This is a genomic window from bacterium, from assembly GCA_021108215.1.
Lineage (GTDB): Bacteria > Oederibacteriota > JAAXVQ01 > JAAXVQ01 > JAUVAV01 > JAIORK01.
The window spans coordinates 143,902-166,678 of the sequence record JAIORK010000032.1 but is presented as its reverse complement, the minus strand read 5'-3'; the positions used below and the strand labels follow the sequence as shown (position 1 = coordinate 166,678).

At 50.0% G+C, this 22,777-nt stretch carries 2 protein-coding genes; both read right to left on the bottom strand.

The genetic code is table 11. The features are described from left to right. Positions 1-29: 29 nt before the first annotated feature. The gene (locus K8S19_07460) at positions 30-1,247 is read right to left on the bottom strand and encodes a hypothetical protein (GenBank protein ID MCD4813512.1); all 1,218 of its coding nucleotides are present in this window, start codon (positions 1,245-1,247) and stop codon (positions 30-32) included. Next, positions 1,238-22,762 (bottom strand): Ig-like domain repeat protein, encoded by a 21,525-nt coding sequence (locus tag K8S19_07455; protein MCD4813511.1) that lies wholly within the window; start codon positions 22,760-22,762, stop codon positions 1,238-1,240. The genes K8S19_07460 and K8S19_07455 overlap by 10 nt, the downstream gene beginning before the upstream one ends. Positions 22,763-22,777: the final 15 nt, after the last annotated feature.

Below are 22,777 nucleotides of genomic sequence, written 5' to 3'. Positions count from 1 at the left end.
CGGGTGCCGGATGTTTCCAGCTAATAAATCTATTTAAATATTTCTTTCACAATCACAAGTGTTTTTTCTTCAACTTGCCACGCCATCTCCGCCCGGATAGTGCAGATATATTTATATTTCCGCCAATGGCAGGCGGCATGTACCTCATCACTATCATCTTCACCGCCATCCCATGTGACCTGATTTTGTCCGGCATGACTATGCGTCCCCCCCGGCGCAAAGGCGCCAAACGTCTTTACCAGTCGCCCGGTTTTTTTCTCGCGAATCCGGATCAAAATCTGCGCGTCTATATTCAATGTATACTTAATATGCGTCACTTGACCTTCATCCGGTCGAAACGGATTAGGTACAGCATGGCAATCATCCAGTTCCAGATCCGGCGTGGCTGTCGGTGTGGGTTGCGGCGTCGCGGTCCAGGTGGGACTCGGCGTAGGCTGGGGCGTGGGTGTCCAGACCGGCGTGATCACACCCGTGGGCGTGGGTATGGGTGTGGGCGGCTCCTGGCCCTGGGCCAGCACGATTACCAGAGTAGTGGCCACGGCTTGCTCTTGACCGCTCGTTGCTTCGGTCCGAACCGTATAAACATCCGGCAATACGACTTGACCGAAATTGTTGCGACCATCCCAAGTACGATAACACAGCTCCCCTGCTCTTTTGCTTTCCTGCTCACCCAGATCACGGATCATGCTGCCAAACCGGTCCATAACCATCACGCGCACGAGCGCCGGTTTGGTGACCAGGTAACTGATGGTTGTCTTCTGCCCGTCTTCGGCAATAAACGCCGCAGGCTGTGCCGAGAGCGCAAGCACTTCCAGCCGGGCCGCCGGGGTGGCTGTAGGTCCGGGTGTAGGCCAGCCGCTGGACAGGTCCAGCCCGAACTTTTGCACCCGCTGATTTCCTGTATCCACTACATACATTCGTGTAATTGTATTTAATTCGTGTAATTCTTGTTTAAACGCAATCCCATGCGGGCGGTCGAATTTCCCGGCAGTGGCGCCGAATGATCCGAAGGTGCCGATCAGATTACCATAAGGGCCGAACTCTTGTATGCGGTGGTATTTCAAGTCCGAAATCCACACATTGCCCAAGGGGCCGAGTTGGATGTTTTGCGGTTCATAATGATTCTGGGTACCCTTATAAGAGAACACGAGCTTTCCGTATTCATCCAATTTCTCAACCTTGTGTGCCGCCTGATGGATGCGGTCAATAAATTTGCCATGGAAGAATTCACTGTCGTTCAGTTCCATGACCGCCGGTCAGTATTGTTACAAGCCGCTGAAACACCGTCCGGCCATTGTTTGACTTCACGCAATTTATCATTGTCATCCAAGTAATATATTTTTCCGTTCTCCGTTAGGATATGCAGCCGGCCGGTTTCATCCACAACCACACTGACCGGGTTGAGCGGTTTCATACAGGGCTTGCCGTGCTTGCCCTTCCCGGTGTCAATTTTCTTATATTCGCCGATATAATTTCCATCCAGGTCTAATATCTGAATACGATTGTTCTTGGTATCGACCACATAGAGTAGGGAACGGTCGCGACCGTTCCCTACCGCCATGTTCTGCGGTTCATTGAATTCTCCCGGCCGATTCCCCTTCTCGCCGATGGTCAGAATATACCCGTCATCAGCGCCAAATTTCTGGATCCGGTTATTTTTTGTATCAGCCACATAGACATTCCCATACGGATCGCACTCGACATCCCACGGGAGATGAAATTCATCATTGCCACTGCCGCGCCTGCCGGTTCCGATCTGGCTCTGGAAAGTCCAATCACCCACCCGCACGCGGACTTTATGTTGCATAATATCATCCGCAGCTTTTCGCGGATTATAATGATTATTTTTACCATCCTTATTTATCTTGGTTTTTAATCTGTGCGAATCTGTGTAATCTGTGGACAGGTTTTTATTTTCCACCGTCAATATCAATTCATACAATCCCGGCTCCAAATGACCTGTATCCCACACGCCGAGCAAGCCGATAATCACGGGTTTCCTGCCTTGGCTGATGGTTACTGTCTCTCCACCTGCCACCGGTCGATATGCCAGCACCCACCTCATTCGTTTCATCTTCTTTCGCGAAAATTGCTTTTTAATTCGCGTAATTGTTTTCACTATCCCAATCACATGCACATAACCGTTGACCAGGCTTCCATCACACGGACTCAAAATCATACAACCGTTGGTGCCTGTTGGTGTAGCTGTCGCCGTGGCAGTGATGGTGAAGCTAGCCATTGGCGATGCTGTTCCTGTGGGTGATGCTGTCGTTGTGGCTGAAGCTGTCGGCGTTCCTGTGAACGTCGCTGTGCCGGTTGTTGTGGCTGTGGCGGTAACTGTCGCCGTTGACGTCATGGTCGCGGTATCCGTGGTCGTCCATGTGGCTGTGCCGGTCGGAGTCCACGTGGCCGTAGCAGTTGATGTTTCCGTCGCGCTCGGCGTAGCTGTCCCTGTCACGGTTGCTGTAGCAGAAGGCGTTGCCGTATCGGTCGCTGTCCCGGTCGGTGTGTGTGTTGTTGTTGCTGTCGGACTAGCTGTCGCCGTAGTACTCGGTGTCACCGAAGCGGTTGGCGAGACAGTTGCCGTTGGTGTCGGCGTTGCAGTAGGGGTCGGTGTGGCTGTGGGTTCAACGATGAGGATTGTGACTGATTCAACCGTGCTGCTGTTACCCACATTGTCTACAGCATAGTAGGCCAGCGTGTGTTCGCCTAACCCCAGGTTGAACGGTGCCGGATTATAGGTCCAATCGCCCGCATCAATTGCCAGGGCTGTGGCTGACAGACCTGAATAATTATCCGTCGCTTCAAGAGAGAACACATCCTCCGGCAAAGCATTTATTTGTGAAATTGATCCTAAATTCGTATAATTTTTCATAAGTTGTAAATCAGGCGCTGTGTTGTCCATACGGAACACAGATGACCTAACAGCCATCGTATTCCCGGCCCCGTCCACACTCACGTAGTCCACAGCATACTCATCGTCCGCCTTCAGGGAGACTACCGTATTGCCCTCCGCGTCCCAGGAAAGATTAAACAGGAGCAACGGCCCACCTGAATACTGTCCAAAAGCTTCCATGGCTACCGGCGCATCCGCGGTTTGGCGCAGATAGTACAAAGTCCGGGCCACGCCGGCCGAAGCATCATTGACCAACGGGTCGATCTGATTCAGCCAGGGCATGCAATGAATGCTCACATAAGTATTGCCCAGGCTGTCGGGATAAGCGTCGTCATTAAAGTTGATTCGGGTGTCCGGCAGGGTCAGGTCAACCATGCTTTGATTGGACGTATTGACCACTTTATTGCCGGCCTGATCCGCCATATCGACTGCCAAATGGTAAATACCATCAGCCGCTGCACTGAAATCATCTTTGGTCCCGTCCCAAAGCAGCTGGGTTGAAATGGGCAGGTCCGCAGCACCACTGTCCAGAACCCTGACAACCTGGTCCGTTACATCCAAGACCCTTGCTGTATAGGTCACATAGGTGTGGAAATTGTCATCCAGGTTGATTGCAACCAATGCGCTGTCCAGCACTCCGTCGTTGTTGGGCGATATGATCTGCGGCGCAAACACGGCAGTTGCTGTCGGCGCGGTATTGTCCACATAAACAGTCCCGGATTGTTGCGCAACATTGTTCGCCCCATCGGCTACTGCCAGTGTGTATTGATACGCCCCTTCCGGCACCACATCGCCGTTGCCGTCCCTCGCGTCCCATACCTCGGTGTATGCCGTTCCCGTATTTTGCATCGCATCAACAATCTGTGAAATCATCTCTCCCATTCGTGTAATTCCAAGATTCACGCGAAGCGCTCCCTCGCTATCATCCCCAAGCTCATAGGCAATACTTGCCACATCCTGTACGCCATCCTGGTTCGGTGAAATCCATGCAGGCGCCACGGCACAGCTGACAATAACCGACGCTGCGACATCATTGGAAACCACAACCTCTCCGGAAGCATACTCACCCACATTCCCGGCCAAATCGGTCGGAATCAAAATATACGCATATGTCCCGGGTGCCGCAATTTCCAGGGTCATGGAATCGATGACGCCATTCCACTCAATAAATTGCTCTCCATTGTCTTTTGGCAATTGATTTGCAATTTGTGTCATTGTATTTCCATTGGCATCCAGAATCCACGCCGACACTGTGCATGATTCGTTTAATTCGAACTTAATTTGTGTAATTTTATTATTTGCAGATTCCGGACTAAACGGATTCGGATCAGCGCCAAGCACTGTCATGATTGGCAATGTATGGTCCACCACCATATCGCTCTCAACAGCATTCGTATTTCCCGCCTGGTCAACGGCTGACAATCGTAGTGTATACTGCCCTTCAGGCAGCACGGATGTATCCAACGTTCCCAATATAGTATCACTTACATTGTTTGTCCCCGAATTTATTTGTGTAATTTGATTTTGTGAATTCGCGTAATTTAGAATGTAATTACTTAGGTTGAGATCAAACACTGTTCCGCGAATCGTTGCAACGTCCCCAACCGGTGTGTTCCCGCCGGGTTCGCTGATCGTCAATTGCGGCGGATTATTGTCAATGTGCAAAGTTATCCGGTCATTGGCGCTGTGCCCCACCAGATCAACATGGCTTAATTCCAGGACATACTCTCCATCCGCATAATCCTCTGAATAAATCCGAAAGATATGATCATTATCCAGCGGTCTTGCAGTGCCTGTTAGCGCCTGCGTAATCCCGTCTTTTTCAATCCCAAAATACGTTATTCCGGGGTGCGTCTCCGTAACCGTGCCAAAAACATCCACGTCCCCGTGCACATAGTCCTGGTCTGTTGGCGCGTTAACCGTCACCACCGGCGCCTGGTTGTCGATTTCAACAGTCACCTCATCCACGCTTTCATTGCCGGCAGTGTCGTATCCCCGCAGCCGAATCCGTATCATTGCACTTGAATTCGTGTAATTCTCATTTGTATTCCATGAATAGATGACTTGATTATTGATTGCATCTGATATTTGTTCTTCACGCAGCACTTCCCACTCCAAGTCATCTGCGTTTATGTAATCCAAAATATAATTTTCAAGATCCGTCCCATTAATTGTGCCCCGAATGTCAACCGTTCCTGCAAGCAGAGGCGTCTCGCCGACAGTGCCTTGCGGACTCTCAATACTCACGACCGGCCCTTCCCGGTCAATGATGATGTCCGAAACCGTGTCCATACTTGTATTTCCGGCCAGGTCCGTGACAATCAACCGCAGTTCATAGGTCCCATCCGCCAAATTGGATGTATCCCATATCCCAAGCAAACCGTTCTCAATCTGTGTAAGCCCAGATTCAATCCGCGTCATCTGCGAATTTCCATCCGTGTAATCCAAAGTGTATTGGCCGAAATGTTCATCCGTGGCAGTTCCTGACACAGACACCATACCCACCACACCACCGTCTCCGGGTGCGGTAATGAGGGCTGTCGGCGCCTCATTGTCCAACACAAAACTCCTGGATACGAAAGTTTTATTGCCTGCCTCATCCTCGGCAACAATCCGCACGGAATACATCCCGTCCAATCCACTTGTATCCCCGCTCCATATGACCGCAGCCTGGGAAACATTGGTGTTTCCTGATGTCAGCAGCGTCCAGGCAGTGGGGGCTTGACCCTCACCATAGTCTAATGTCCAGGATATGAGATGAGGGTCGTCAATAATGGCTTCAACGGAAATTATTCCACCCAAAATATCCTGATCTCCAGGATGAGTGATCGCCACCATGGGCGCCTGATTGTCCACCACCACATCCGCAAAAGCATAGCTGGAATTCCCGGCCCCATCCATGACAAACAGTCCAACGCGATAATCCCCGTTCATGCCCTGGGTGTTGAACCAACACAGGTTTTCGCCGTCCTTCTGTATGCTCTCCTTTTTCAGCAACACCCAATCCGCATAATTCGTGTAATTGCTTTGTAAATTCGTGTAATTTAGATATCGTATTTCATAATAATTAAAGTTTTTATCTTTCGCCGTCCCGGACACAGCCACTGTGCCTTCCACAATTTGTGAAATTGGCATTTCAATTTGTGCAATTGGTTTTTCCAAATCAACCTCTATCGGCCCTACACGATATGCCTTCAACGCATTCCCGCCAATATCCGCGGTCGCCGTAAGGCTATAGTAATAATCTCCGGATTGTGCAATACCTCCGGCTGCCAAAGAACCGTCCCAGACCAAGGAATACCCGCCCGCATTGACATGTTCCAGATTAATTGCCAGAGATTGAACAACGCTGTTATCTATCCTTGTTCTTACATCCACATAATCCAATGTAATCCCTTGGGGAGCAGAATAATTGAGCGTGTACTCATCCTTATACCCGTCCCCATTGGGAGAAATCAGAGTATCCGCCTGCGGCTGCATCCGGATCACATAATCCGTATCATTGATCAGATTCAGAGTCACACTGGTTGTCGCCGAATTCCCTGCCACATCCCAGGCCGTCACTATCAGCGTGCCCTGTTCATTCATGCCTGCCGTATCCCAGATTCCCAACAATCCATTTTCAATTTGTAAATTTCCATTTCCAATTTGTGTCAGTGTGCTTCCATTCGTGTAATTGAGGCTATAATGATCAAAATGCGGGTCGGATACACTGCCCCATATCTCCACCACACCCGTAGCATTAATGGGTGTAATTGGATTTCCAATTTGTAAAATTTCAGTCTCATTAATTTGTGTCATTTGGATTGTTGGCGGCGTATTATCCACCATCACATGCCGGCTCTCCAGCATCCAGTTCCAGGCATCATCATACGCCCAGATCTTGGAGGAATAGGTGCCGTCCGGCACGATCACGCCCTGGTTGTTGTCACCCAGCCAGGTGTTGCTGTAATCCTCCTGTGCGGTCTTGGTCACGCCGTCTTCCAGGGTCTTGATCTCCAGGCTGTCAGCCAGGCGCACTGTGAAATCTCCGCACAAGCGGTCCTGGCCCGGGTCCTCATTTTCATCGGTCACAATATCTTCGATGATGATGTCGTTGTAATAGGTTCCGTCCGTGGCTGTGGGTGAAATGTGCCAGGCCGTGAATTCCACCCGGTTGGCATAAGGTTCAGACAGGCTGAACCCCGCGTCCTCGAATACATTGCGCGGCTGTCCCGACCCGTCAAAAGACACATAGGCTTCATCATTAAGCTTTTTAATCTCACCCACGGTCACAGTGCTAAAGGGCTGGTGCGTATTGCTGATAAAATCAATTTTATCCGGCAGGCCGCTGATCTCGTTCAAACCAATCTGGTGCTGGAAATAACTGGTAATGGTGTTGGTCACTTCTTCACCGGACTGAGGATCATAGAAATGCACAATCACACCCAGGACTTCATCTTTTATATCATCATTGTCAGTATTGGGAATGGGTTCAGGGTACACCAATTCACTGTAAACCACAGAGCTGTTATGCAAGCTGTCCGCTGTGACTTGGCGTCGCTCCGATTGCCGGCGCCATGCGGTTGTTGTCCGACCTGCATTGCCAATCGGCTTGGCGACGATATAGTATGTCTGCGCATGAGGATCAGTATAGGTAATGGTGGTCTTTTCTTCAGGCTCCCAGATCCCTGATTGGGTCGAAAATATGGCGTAAACCGTATTGGTGTTGGTGAAAACCGAAACAGGTGTTACCTTGTTCGTAATTTTTTCGTGAATTGTATGTGGCACAATGATTAGTTCATTTAATTTTTTCGAATAATAGCCTTTTTTCTCATGTGTCACAGCCTGCGGATCTTGCTGCCATGACTGCACTTTAAGGTATTGCGGATCAATGGCTTGCCCGCGTGTATACTGAATATTATCAGGAATATCCCACAGCAATTCCCTCTCCTCATACCAATGCGCTGGGTCATAGGGAGAAAGTTCGCCATAGTATTTCATCTCAAAGCGGATCGGTATCCATGTATTGGCCGGCAAATCGGACGTATAAGCTTCGCGCCAGCCTGTGTAATTCCCCCAGGCATCAATCACCTGCTCATCGCCGATCCAGAGGCGTATGCCGTTGTTCTTCAAATCAGCCCCAAATTTGTACGATCCTGCCTGAGGCAAATAGATCATGCCTGTCCAGCGCACGCTGAAATCGCTCGCCCTCACCTGGGGCAGAGGCGGGCCGCTGCGCTTGTCTGTGGGATCAGCATTGTAGACCGGACCTGGCAGAAAATTCTGGTTGGTCTGCCAGTTAAAAAACATGCAGGCCGTGATGGTTGTGGCGGACAGATCGAAAAGCTCCAAATCCTGATAAAATTCAGTATATAAACCCGGCAGATGGATATCTTGCCAATATTTTTCACTCAGTGTTTGTGGATCCTGTACATAGCCGGTGTTGTCATGCGCATAGGTGAATGCCGTGATGCTGTTTCCCTGGACAAACAATTGCACTTCCGAAGCATCCGCGTCTGCATGATAGTTGACATTCGGGGTGCCGGACATCATATCATAAGTCACATTGTATTCTTCCTGCACAGGAATAAAGTTGTCCACACGTTGCGGATTTTGATCTGCCTGGCATTGGGCTGTGCCGGTGATGCTTTCCTGGTGACCTGTTGATCCTACATCCTGCGTGTACCAATAGCGCTTGGGAATGGGTTCCCACGATTCATTGGGTCCCAGGTTCCACTCCAGTTTGGCCGTGGCTGTGTTCACCGTCTCAAACATGGAGTACTGGATGAACCGCGTCTGCTCAAAAGTGCTGGTTTCACCGGTATCCGCGACGATCGCTGTGGTGGTATCTGACTCCGGATCAGGCAAAGGCTGGGGCTCCCAGTTCCAGATCAGGCAACCGTTCAATTGCATGTCTTCAGGCCGCAAGACCATCACCAATTCCTGGCCGTCATTGGATGTGGCGCGGAATTTCAGGGTTTGATCATGCGGCGGGATGTACAAATACCCGCGCCAGCAGGCCTGAAAATCATCTGTCACCGACACGTCTTCAGGCATGCCGTGTTCATTGATAATCTCTTCTGTCAATCCTTCGGGCCCGCCCAGGCCCCAGTCATAATAAGGCGTGTCTTCTGTGCGCTGCCACGTGGCAGGTGCAATAGCATAAGGATAGCTATAATAATACTGCCGATCCCGCCAATAATAATAGTCGCCAGCGTGATGAATATTCAGCCAGCTTTCATCTTCCACATGCGGCAAATCATTCACATCATCCCAATAATAGGCATTCACGCCATCACCCAAGGCAGGTTCAAGATCATAAGGCTCATCAGGGTTCTGGATAATCCCATATGCATAAAAATCCTTATGCAACGTCCAGTCATAGTCAATAGACGGATAGGTCACTGCGCGTTCAAGCGGCCATGAATAAACTTCATTTTTCTTATCATAGTTTACTACTTCCACCCGACAGGTAAAGGTTACCTCCTGATAATGCGTCCTTTGGCCGATGATTTCCACCTCATAATCATAGGTTTGAGATGGATAATAGACGCCTTCGCCAACCGCCGTCCAATCAAAACGGTCTGCCTCGCCAATGATCTTGTGGGTAAGAATGACAGAACCAGACGATGACTCAGGATCTTCCAACAACGTATACTCAATGACTGTGGAATCTTTATAAAGATCCCCATTGGGTGAGAATATATCCGAGTCCACGTTCATGGTCTCAAACCCGGGCGGCGGCACGGTATCCAGCATGACCGGCGTGCTGTAGGCATAGATGGAATTCCCGGCCGCATCGCTCACAATCACTTCAAAGCAATATTCCCCATCCGGCGGATTGATCCCCTGCTGATTCTTTCCATTCCATACAATAGTATTTATGCCTGCTTGTGATTTCATTCGTGAAATGAGTGTTCTAATTAAATTTTGGTAATTGATTTCTCCATTCGTGCAATCCAATACATTGACCGTAATCTCCGGGTTATTGTCTGTGTTGTCCGAGCAAGTGAGTTGAACCTCACTGGTGTCCTTGTACCCGTCACCCATGGGTTCATTGGGTGAAAAAGGCGTGCGTACAGATACAATCTCGGCTGCGGGCGGCGTTTGGTCAATCAGCACGGTGCCGTAGCGTTTTTGCGCCGGGTTCCCGGCCATGTCCGTGGCCTGGATGCAATAAAAATAATTGCCTTCACTCAAACCGGACACATCCCAGCTCACTGACTGCTGCCCTGCAGATTGCACGGTCTCAGGAAGGATTTCCACAAGCAGATTTCCCAGCGAAGCATAATCATACGCCAAGATGGACACATGGAACTGCGGTGTTTCCTGCTTTTCATCCTTCAATGTATAGGTGATGACAACCTGATCATTGTCCTGCCTGCCATTCAACACTTGCGGGTTGTGGCTCGGGGACACTATTTCCGGAGCCGTATTGTCCACATACACGACAGCCACGTCGCTCGTACTGTGCCCTGCCGCATCCTGGCAGGAGAGGTAAATCTGGTAGAACCCGTCCGCCGCATACTCACCCTGCTCATCCTTCCCGTCCCAGTATTCAATTTGTGTGATTCCTTGTTCAAGAACTTCATCATGAAGAATTACACGAATTAATCTCCCGTATTTATAAATCCCCAAGTTGACCTTTTCCAAGTCCCCGGCATACTGCCCGCTGCCTGCTGCCACTTCATCGGAAAGCACAAAGGATATTTTAGCCACATCATTTTTTCCCAGGCTGGACGGACAATTGGGTGTGATGGTATTGGGCGAGACATCGACAATGGAGACCTCTGGGAAGGCATTGTCTGCCTGCGTGGACACATCCACCATCACCGGATCAGCCGCCTGTCCGGAAGCGTCTGTGGCGGAGAGGACAAAAGTGTAGGTGCCTTCAGGCACGGACTGATAGTTTGAATCCAACCCATCCCATACGATGGACTGATATCCGCTTGACTGATATCGGTTAGATTGGATTACACGGATTAAAGACGAATTGCTCGAATTGACCCTTATGGATACTTGCGCCGAATCATTGATATGGTAATGTAACGTGGTTTGCCCATAGCCAGGCATGAAAACGTCTGGAGTGCAATAGGCGCGGGAGATGATGAGCTTGGTCAGGTCAATGTGCGTCTCACAGGTCACCGACAGGCCCTTGTTCCCGGCCTCATCCACGGCTTCGATTCTTATGTAGTATGCCTTTTCCCCAAATTGACCAGGATCATCCACCTCACCTTTCCATTCGACAGTATATTGCCCAGCATCCAAATAATGAGTGTAATTTAGGTTTTCATTCGTGTAATTATCATTTTCAATTCGTGTAATTAGATGTACGATTGTATTATTCTCATCCCTGACAGTCGCTGTGATATATGCGTATTCAGATAGGGTAAATGGGCAAGCAATTGTGTCATTGTTCCCGTCGAAGTCAGGCGAGAACCCACCCAGATCACTGACTGTATTGGTTATGCTCGGCGGGGTCAGGTCCAGCCAAATGGACTGCACCTGCGAGGATTCTGCTGACACATTCCCCATCCCATCCGTCACGAACAGCCGGATTGTATATATCCCTTCCGGATATTGTGTGCCATCCGGTTTTAACCCATCCCATTCAATTTGTGTAATTGTATTTAAATTCGTGTAATTTATTTCTTTTGTTTCAATTTCATTGCCCGAAGTATCATATAATTTGAATATCACATCCGCCGCTTCGTCTAATTCGAATTTAATTCGTGTACTATCTTTCACCCCGTCGCCATTTGGCGAAAACTTCGGATTCTCCACTGCAAACAATGTAAATTGTGCCGGCTGCACATCCTTGACCAGCTCCGCCACTGCCACCGGCCGGTTGTCCAAATCCATATACGTCACCAAAACATAATGGGTTCCATCATAGGGCAGCGCGACCTCATCAATCTGATATGTTCCCATGCCATCTGCCAACTCAGTCGATACTGCAAAAGTTTGATTCTGTCTGACAGCCGGTGTCGCGTCATTTTCCGGAGCCTGTGAAATATCCAGCGGATAGGCATCCTGATTGTTACTGCCATAGTAATAGGATGACCCCGGCAAGTGCTCCAGCAGGAATGGATCATCATCCACATAGACCTCAATGGTTTGCCCGATAGCCCCGGTGCCGCTGACCGAAATTACCTCCGCAGTCGTCGGGCTGGTGAGCGCGTCAATGGTCGGTACTTTGGGCATGACCACGTCACCCTTGAGCACCATATAATAGGAAAAATGGTTGATCGTGGCCGTGGCCACCACCAATCCCTGGCCTGCTTGATTCAAGCCACCTAAATCCGTGGGTACAAGTTGTCCGTTTTCATAAATATAGAAAGAAACAATTGTGGGAAGCTTTTCCAGATTGCCGTCGCTTGCCAGGTGATAGATGCTCATAAGTCCGTCACCCGTGAGCCCGTAGCTTTTGGCCTCTTCATAGGTGAACCTGAATTCCATGGTCGGCTCTGTGCCGGCTGTAAAGGTCACAGGCTGGGAAGCACGCACATCAATCACCGGGCCGATAGGCATCAAGGCCGGCTTGTTGGCCACCTCCACCTCATCCAGACTGACGTTGTTGACCTGGATCAGGGTGTCTTCGCTGAAACTGTTGAGCGTGAATCCCAGTTTGACGCGCTTATAAGGATCATAGGCTGCTGACCCGGCCAGGGTCGTGCCGTCGGCCTCGATCATTTGCCCGACCTGCACCTCCCGCGTTGCCAAGGCCACGTCCTGGTTTTGATCCACCGCCTTGAGCAGGACCGTATACCGTCCCAGCAGGTTAGTCACATCCCAATACCCCAACACCCCATCCGCATAATTCGCGTAATTGCCTTTATCATCCGTGGAATTTAGAATCAAATGCCATCCATCATTGTCATAGTAATACAACTCATAGTGGTCCAAAGTGTCGCCCGTAACAGCGCCGCGGATGTCTACCAGCCACCGGCCGGTCGCACCCGGCCGCAGGCGCAGACGGAATCTGTCATTGAGCTCCTCGCCGGTTTCCGTATTGTCGTGCCATGCTTCATCCACCACATCAAAGTCATCGCATGCGCTGCCGTCAATATAGCGCACCTGGACATCCCAATCCTTGATCACGGTCTCCAGATTATCCTGGTCCGCAACCTGGTCGTGGACAAAATAAGCGAATTTACTCTGCGTCACATCCGACAGAGCAGTTGTTTGGTCGGATGATGCGCCGTAAAAATCCCGCAAGTTGAAAACAGCACTCAGCGCATCAATGGAGAATTCATGTTCATTGAATTTCTGCCGCCCACTGAACAAGGTCCCGTCGACCAGGCTGACATCGTCGTCCGTGGTCCAGGTCCGGTCATAGTCCATGAGAAAATAATCCACTGAACCCGTTCCCTGAGCGTCAAGCGCGATGTCAAAAGGCATGTCCTGGCGTAGGCTGGTGATGTCCGTCATGGTGAAATGATCCACTGTGATATTGTTCCACCACACCGTGGGCGGCGAATCAGGCGATCCCCATTCTGTGGCCCAATCCGGGGTCGCTGCCGGGCCGTCAGACACAGATTCGCCGCGCAGCATGGGACCGGATGTGCGCAGGTCAAAGAGTCCCAAAGGATTTTCCAATTGATAGGCATAGCCATCGACCCGCTGTCCGCCGTCGTCATCCAGGCAATAGCGCAGTTCGCCAATCACCTGCGCCCAGGAGACGCCCTCGCCGCCGTAATTGATAAAGGAAAGGTCCGGATTGACCTCTGTAAAATTGTTTTGCATCGTGAGATCGATCATCTCTCCCGGATTTTTCGGACTGTACTTGGGATAATTATCCATGGACCCGTCATTGGCATTAAGCCGGCTGCACACCAAATCAATGGCCGCATCGTCTTTGGTTTCCTGGTCTGCGAGCGGAAAAGGCAGCTTGCTGATGATTTCGTAGCGATCACTATGCACGCTGTAGGCTTGGGCCGCGCCTTCACGCACAAACCATATTTTCCGGGCTTGATTGACCGAACCGGCCGCCTCATCTGCCAGGTAATCGATCCGTTCATCAGCCGCAAGCTGGCGCCATTGCTGATCTGCTGCTGCATTGCTGCTGTGCGGGTAAAACTCCATGACATAATGATCATGTCCGTCCACCAGATAGCCGCTGTTGGCTGGAAAGTTTAAAAACACATTGGGCGTGGTGAACTGCTCAAAATCAAAAGTCACCGGATGAAGGTAACTGACATATTGATAGGGCGTTGAAGAACTGAGATCTTTGGCCTCTTGCCCGTTGTCATACACAATAGAATAGGTTTTGGCGCCGGGCAGCAGCGGTTCCTGGCGGTCCGGTTCCTCGCCGCCTGGGTCCTGGTTGGTCAGGGTCACATCCAGCCCGGTCTCGCTGCCGGCCTCACTCCCGGCCCCGTAAATATAGCCATTTTCTGAAGCCCATTGGCTGAACCGGTGGGTGATGTTGTTGACGCCGAAATCCGGATTCCATCCGCAATATTGCAAGTAAGCCTCGAAATAAAGCTTGGCATTGTTTTGACCCTCATGTTTTCGGATGATCTTTTCTTCATAGGAAATCCAACCCTTGAGCAAGTCGAATCTTTGTTGAATGTCCGGTAAAATGCGGACGCGGAACTGGTCACCGTAGCTGTAAAAATCGCCTTGGATCATGTTCTGCGGTATTGTCCAGTCAAAATTAAGCGGCTCCACGATGGGCCATCCGGCAATAGGCTGCTTGAACTTCAAGTTGAAATTGGCCCGTTGGATATCCACAAACCGTTCAAACGCACCGCCCTGCACCCACTGGCTCTCACTGAATTCATCGTAAAAGGAAATACCATAGTCTTCATTGGACGCGATTTTCGGCATGTCCGTAGCACGTTCAAACAGGCTGTCCAGATTATTAAACTGGAGCAGATGGTTTTCCCACGGCTCTTCATCGTCCTTGAGCAGCACATCAAATCCATCCTGTCTGTGGCCGCGGTAGATCACATGATTTTCCGGCGATTGGTTGCCAGGGCTGTCGATGATGAAGCGCATCTGATCATAATAGCGCTTGACCTTGCTGTTGAAAGGCCAGTAGGGATAACGCACCGCCTTTTGCCAGCCCTTGGCGTGCAGCTTGTAAGAAAAGGGTATGGTGGGATACCAAAATCCGCTGCCCTTGACGGCCATCTCGATTTCCGGACTTCCGGAAACCACATCCAGGCTGTCAAAGGTCTCGGTCTGGCTTCCGATACCCTCAATGACAGCTTGCAGTTCCTGGCTCATGTCAGGTTCGACAATCGCCACGTCCTGTGCGCTGACCGTTGCATTCAGTGTATTTCCCCGCGCTTTGGCAGTGATGACAAATTGATAGTCATTGACGCCGGCCAGAGTCTTGCTGTCGGGTTGAGGTGTATTCCCCTGCCAGGTGATACGGTGTAACCAGCCCTTGCCGCCTTCACAAAATTGATCCTGCGCCAGTGTACAGACAACCGTCTGGCTCGTTTTCTCCACGATGCGCACATCCACCAGTGCGTCCTTGGACAGGCTGAATTCCAAATCTGCATGATCAGGCAAAGCAACTGACACCGCGGTGTTGCCCAGGGCTGCACTATAGGGAGAAAACGCTGCTGTCGCAACCTGGCACTTCTCAAAATAGAGCGGCGTCTCCACCTGGACAGTCCGGGTCACTGCAGCATAGCCCAGGTTGTCCTTGCCGCTTGCAGTCAGGCTGAATTGATAATCACCGTCGCACACCAGGCGACCGTAAGTGTCCCGGCCGTCCCAGGCAAACCGGCCTTTGGGTTTGACATGATATTTGGTCACCTGATTATCCGTAATCACCACGGATCCTTGGATGTGAAGTTTGTCCGCAGGCGGTAGGGCCAGCTTTTCAGTGCCATTATAAAATAGGTCAAAATTTACAAAATCGCCTGTGGTCTCGAAATCGATGTTGTCCAATCCCTGTTCGGTCGTGTCCATGCTGTCCGCAAAACACTCAAAACTGATCACACTGCTGCTGTTCTCAATCAACCCTTCGGAGCGCGATTTTTCGAACTGGGTGGTAACATTTGAAAAATAGCCGTCCGTGGTCAGTGAGCCGGAAAACCGGTCACTGGTCAACGTGTTGCCGTCGCCATTGATCCGCACATGCCAGCCTGATACATCCTGCCAAATATAGACGCCCATGTCCGCTGTTGAAGCATTGATATTGATCGCCGGCAACGTGTCAAAATTTTCACCTGTCACATTTTCCTGGCGCTCATAATGAATCTGAGATTGGTTCTCGCCTAAGACGGCAAGCAGTGACTCAGAGGGTTTGATCGCAAAGGACACATTGGCAGCCCCGACATCCTGCAAGCCCAGCGAATAACTGACCGTAGCAGTATTCCCTCCGTCGAAGATCAGCGGCGTTTCCAGGGAATCAAAGTCCAGGCTAATCACCGGATTTGGCGGCGCATCAGGATTGCCGGGATCCAGAATATCATTGTTCACATAGACTCCTGCTGTATCGTGCAGCTTCGCGCCGACCGCATCGGTCAGATCCTCTTCTTCGGCAATCAACAGCAGCGTATAATATCCAGGCGTCAGGCTTTCAGTATGCCAGTAGGCCAGAACACCCTCGTTTTGCACTGCACGCAGGGCCGTATTCAGGGCCGTATCCGCCTGGCGGCTGATGGCCGGAGTCTCGAGTCTGTCAGGCAGCCATCCGAAACTTTCCGGAGCCGTCATTTCTTCATCCGGCGGACTGTGATTACCATTTGCTTTGTAATAAATTTTGTAGCGGGCAAACCCATTGGCATTATCCCACAGCGGGTCCATCGCGGTTCCCCGGAGGGTCACCGTGCCGGTCAGGGTATTGCAGGTGCTGTCCGGGAAGCTGATGACTGGTCGGATACCGTCTTTGACAAGGTCCGCATAGCGAATGCTCAGGCTGCCGTGCTGGTCAATGGTCCGAATTTTGAATGCGTACTTTCCGATGTCCACAAATTGACCTTGCGAGTTTCTACCGTCCCAGATCACAGGCAGCGGGTCCGTGGACGTATCATCAGCGGCGATCCCCTGAGCATCGTGCAGTGTCCGAACAACTTCGCCGGTTTTGGGGTTGACCGCTTGAATCGTCACCCAAACCGCTTCCGGTTTTTTAAATTCGCTGATACTGTCCATCGCTTCTGTGATCTTCCCAAACAGCCGCACCCCCACGCCGCCTTGCTCGACTGAGGTTTGGGACAGGATAAAGGGCTGGGCAAAAGTGTCTACCGCAACCGGACTGGTGCGGTCAATGATGATGACTTGTGTCGGATCCTGTTCATCCACATAATAGAAAAGATCAATGCTTTGGTTACCTGCGTCGTCTGTGGCGCGAAGATAGAGTTCATAGTGCCCGTCCGGCAAGGCCATCATGGGGTTTCCCAGGTCCCATACAAAATAATTGTAATCCATCAGGGAATAATGGATCGTACCGTCCGGGTTCAATCCATCCGCCACTTCCGGCTGGGCCGCGGCGCGCTGGCTCGCGCAATACTGCAAACTTGTATCCGTATTGATCAGAGTGAAAAGCACATTGGCCTGATCGTCGTTTTCCAATTTATATTTTAGGGTGAAATTATCCATCTGATTGTTGATCACATTGATAACATGACCTTGCGTGTCATCCTCCAGCACAATCCCCTCAAACAATTGAACCTCGGACACAGACGGTGCGATAGGGTCCATGATAAAAGGACATTCCATGTGGGTGGTATGCCCGGCCAAATCCGTAGTCGCAATGCGCAATAAAAAGGATACCGGAGTTTGCCCCAGCCCCGGCAGCAAGCCCTCCGCATTTTTATAATCCCACTTGAACAGTTTCTCACCCACGGTCTGTTGGTCAATGGTCCAACTATAGAACACTTGGCCGTTTTGGTCCAAAACCGACAGGATGGTGTTCACCACAGTGGGCGACTTGCTGTCCGTGATTTCGTACTGCACAATCATTTCCGGCTCTGCGTTATCGGCCAGGTCGTCATCTGCATAGGAAAAAACGCTCTTGCCGTCCGGATCCAGGCTGACCGCGATGGCCGGCGGATCAAGATCAACTGTAAACCCCCAGCTTGACTGGCTCTTGTTCCCCTGGGCGTCCGTGGCATTGATCTGCACAGCATAGTAGCCTTCAGTCAAATCCTCATTCGCATGAAAGGCCAGCGTCTCCCCTATCATTGGATCGATCGTGATTGGAATAACCGCGCCACTGGGATCATCGTTTTGCAGCGCATCAAAATTGGTCAAGGCGTATTCAAATACCGGGGGCGATTGGATCATGTCCGTGTTATACACCAGCGCCTTGATGGCAGGCCGGACATCGGGAATATAGGACTGGTAATCCGGATAGACAGGTGCGATGTCTATGGGCATCATGTCCAGGACCAGTTGCAGCACCTGCACCGATTGCCCGCCTTTTTCATTGATTGCCTTGAACACAAAAGTGTTCATGCCGTCAAGCAGGTTGATGGGCCGTGAAACAGCGGTCCAGGTGTTGCCCGCCGTCTCTGCGGGCACCATTTCCTTGTGGTTGTAATACAGGGTGAAGGCGCCGTCGTCATTGACTTCCACATTGCGGTAATCGTCGAAATTGACGGAAACCTGCAAGGAACACAATTGCGTGTTATTGTCAATAATCTTGCCGCGCAGTCCCGTGAAAAAAGCGTTCATACCGAGCTTGCCGAACTCTTTTAATATTTTGTCCTGCGTGATCATATACAATCCCGGCCCGGCTGTTTCCTTGGGAAATGTGTCCCATTCGCTGAGGTCCTTGTTGTTCAGGCTGATGAGGCATATCTTGGGCGCTGATTTGGCGGCCATGGCCAGGATCGAATCCGAATCCGCGGCACCGGACCAATGCCAGCCGCTGACTGTTTTTTTCTGCCGGCCAATCTTCGATTGTCCAGCCTTGAGCCCCATCAACCGGGTCAGCACCAGGGGTTCGGCTTCTGAAATACCGTCCGTGTTTTTTAAATAATCCGTGCCCAAATAAGCCAGCACACCCACAATCGCAGCACCGGGCCAGCTGCTCGGGATGGTGACCCGCAATGAGGGTATGCTGGAAAGCCACTGATTGATGTCCGGCATATATTCCATGATCTGCTCTTTCAATGCCTTACGCAGGGGAATTTGAATGCTGGACAGGATAAACTCCTGGATGGTGGAAGAGATCATTTCATAGGGCATTTTGCGGTAGGTTTCAAAAACCACCATCAATTTTTCCGCTTCCCGGTCCATCTGCGCCAGATTGACCTCAACGTCATCTGACAAATCAAAGGTGAGTACATGGTCCAGTTCCTGCTTCAATTTGGTCTCAAAATTATTTAGAAAATCTTCTATATCCTGTTCGATGGCCGCGATCAGGCCGCTGTCCTCATCCATCAAGGCCAGCGCAGGAACATACTCGATGAGCATGTCGTGCAGCATGTCATTGAGCATATCTTTGCCTTTGTCACCTAGCACCTGACTGATCGTATTGCCCAAGTCCCCCTGGATGGGTTCATTCACAATGCTGTCAATTTTTTTGAACACGCCGTCATCAGCATAGATGAAATCATGCAGTTCCTCCAGCTTGTCGTCAATCGGCTGTTTGACTTCTTCACGCATGAAGGTTCCCAACTGTGTTTTGGGATTGAAGTTTACGTTATTCAAAAACTCATCCTTGTGCGCCGCCACATAGTCATTCCAGATCTTGCCTAAATATTGATCATCCACTTTACGGATCTCGTCATTGATCCGGGTCAGGATGGGATTGATCACAAGCCGCGTGATCTCAGCCTCCACCAGGTTGGCCAACAATTCTGCCAATTCTTCATTGATGTTGTTGTAGGTTTTGCTGCCAAAAGAAAACAGTTCCATATTCTGATAAAGTCCGGCAAAGCCGAATCCCGTAAAAGCCGCAATAATCGCTGGTTGCGCCAGACCCATATCCGGCCAGAGGGCGGTGGAAATGCTGGCTGTTTCAAAACCGTGATCTTCAGCACTGAACCGGGACAAGTCCTTTAGGAGTTCGGAATCTGCTTGAAAATGCCTGGCCAAATCTTGGCGTTTCAGGAATAGCCCGATGAAATTCAGGGGATTGATCACCATGTCATTGCGGTTGATTTTTTGCAGAACAGTGAGAAAGTTCATGTCCGGCCCGTATTTACCCGCCTTGGCTGTGATGGCATTTAAAATGCCGTCCAATTGGAGCTGCTCAATCCACGTTACAGCGGGTTTCAACAGGATGCTGATGGCCGTGGATTGAGTCGCCATGGGGATGCTGTTGACACCATGCAAAGGTGTGCCGATTGTGATTAATTTTGCCACCTTGTCCGTGGGCATATAGTCCTGTAAATACTTTTCCGCCAAAAGCCCGGACTCGCCCCAGGCCACCATGGTAATTTTGTCCGCCGCGTTGGCCGCAAAAGCATCCACCTGCTCTTTGATGTTGTAGACTTTGGTCTCGATATCGTCCCCAGCCTTGGCCTCACCGAACAGGTTGAAGGGCCGGAAATCCACGCCGGATTTTTTGAGCAATGCCCGGGTATTGCCGAACTCCGCACCGCCCATGGAGAACATGCTTTGCAAAAAGAACATCTTATTGGCCGTGTTGCCGTACTGCTCAATCATTTGCTCGCGCGACCGGGCCGGGTCCGCAGGATCATAGACCACCCCGTCCGGCGTGATCTTAAAGGATTGCGAATTGTCGACGGTCACATTGCCGACTTCGTCCGTCACCTTGACTTCAATGAAAATATCTTCATCATATAAATGGATGCCCTGCCGGTTGGCCCCGTCCCAGTCAAAGCGAAGGAGCTTTTTTCCGTTTTCTAAAACAGCATGCGCTGTTGAGGTGTTGTCGCTGGTATCTGTGACAATGCTATGACTGCCTAAATCATAATCCAGCACCCAATTGAAATAACTTACCTGTCCCAAACCAAAGTTCCCAGCACCCTTGAAAGACGCCTCCACCTGATAGTGTCCGGTTCCTGTTGAATTGTTGTAAAGGGTGAAGATGGGTTGCGGGTCGGAAAAATGAAACGATGAAGCCAGCAGGTTGACGACCCATTCCGACGACCCGCGCCAGGTCACGGGAATCTGTACTTGCGTGGCCATTGGATTGCCCTGCATATCCCGGATCTTGGTCGCACTGTTCAGCTCATCCAATTCCAAATTCACGGTATAGCTATTGGTCCCGGGATCAATCGAAAATACCCGCTCGGCAATAATTTTCGGATCGATCCAACCGCGCCATGCACTATTGGGCAGGTCGTCAGCAGTATAGCTTAGTTGCCCAGTGACCGGGATGGATACATAATTTTGCTGGTCATTGGAATAAGCGCGAAAGGCCAATTGATTAACCGGGTCGGCGAACATCTCGTTGAACCGAATTTCCACGATCGCCTCACCTGAATAAAGCGGCAAATCACTGGAAACGGTTTTTTCCAGTTCCTGGTTACTGTTGATTTGATAATCAGCCTGGTATTTGACAACCTCCTGCCCGTTTTCAGCTTGCAGGATTTTGATCTGTTTCATGTAGGGCGGTCCATTGTCAATGGAAAATTCATGACACCTATCGTGCTGAACATTGGTCCCGGCCGCATTCTCGTAATTTGAAAAGGTCGTCTTGCCGTTGCTGTCTGTCTGGATATATTGCGCAACTGTTCCCGGATTACCATCTAGTTGATTGCAGTCATCCGAATAACTTGTCGCCTGGATGTCAAGCGTATAAATACCATTGAGTCCGTCTTCTTTCATTTGCACGGGTAATAAATAGCCGGTCCATCCCAGACCATTGGAGCTCAAGATCCCGTTTTTGATTTCAAACTCATAGTTATTGTTGCCTTTTATTTTTACGACAACACCGCCTTTTTCAATATAGGGTATTTTTTCATCTTGTACGGATTGATTAAATTCAACTGTAATTGTAATATTTGCAGAATAATCCGCAGCTTGGGTTGTGCGACTCAATGTGCGGGCATTGCCGCCGGTTTCGCCATTCCACTGTGCCTGGTAAATAGTCTTTTCGTTTTGTTTGAGAATTACTTTTTTGACATAAGGTACCGAGCGGACCATATGGAAAAAATGACGATCATATTTATAATTTGGCGGTATAGGTTCATCCCGCACATCCGTATTATGGGCGGTGTAGACCAAATTATTTTCATCAGCGCTATCCTTGTTGATAATGGTTGCGTGTTTTTTAGTCGGAAAATAAACATCACCGGCAGCTAAATTGGCTGGCCTTTGGCCACAAAAATATTGTGCATGGTATTCATGGAGCAAATAGGACATCAAGCTCAGTTCGTTTTCATAAATCCCGTCATTGTTTTTATAAATCCCTGCATTCCGCGGCCGGGTATTGACAACAACCGACCAATCATTATTATTCATGCTTTGTGAATATGCAGCTATGATATTGCCAACAGGATATTTAATATAACCGTTATTCGGATTGTGATCGTTTGTCCCGTCTTCAAATCTGAGCCCGCCATAATCGCGGAGTGTTTTACTTGTATTCTCGTCGGGCTTTGTCCGTGATATTCGTTTAATATAAGTATTCATTTCTTCTCTGAGTCCACCAGCAGTTAAACACTGGGATACAAAGTGCGCGCAATCAGTGAACCAATTACCTTCTTTATCAGGGCGCATGTAGTGGTTGAAATAAGGTGTCGTGTATTTGGGCAGGTCACGTGTTACGCCATTTTCTTCAATTTCGCTAATATCATCATCACCTTCATTGGTGTTTTTCCAAGTGTTGTATATTTTCCATTTAAATTCATTATTTAAAGTTGTAATACCCCACCAAGTATTTGCATAAGTTGTCGCCTCTGTAGCATCATATGTAGAAGTTGCTGCATTACCGCTTACTGTAACGCCCAACAGCAATATGCCTAACCAAAATAGTCTTCCAAACAACCTGCGACTGCCCATTGCCTTATACCTCTA

Excerpts from the sequence above, each read along its gene's own strand:
- K8S19_07460 (MCD4813512.1), bottom strand. The coding sequence starts at position 1,247 with ATGGAACTGAACGACAGTGAATTCTTCCATGGCAAATTTATTGACCGC.
- K8S19_07455 (MCD4813511.1), bottom strand. The coding sequence starts at position 22,762 with ATGGGCAGTCGCAGGTTGTTTGGAAGACTATTTTGGTTAGGCATATTG.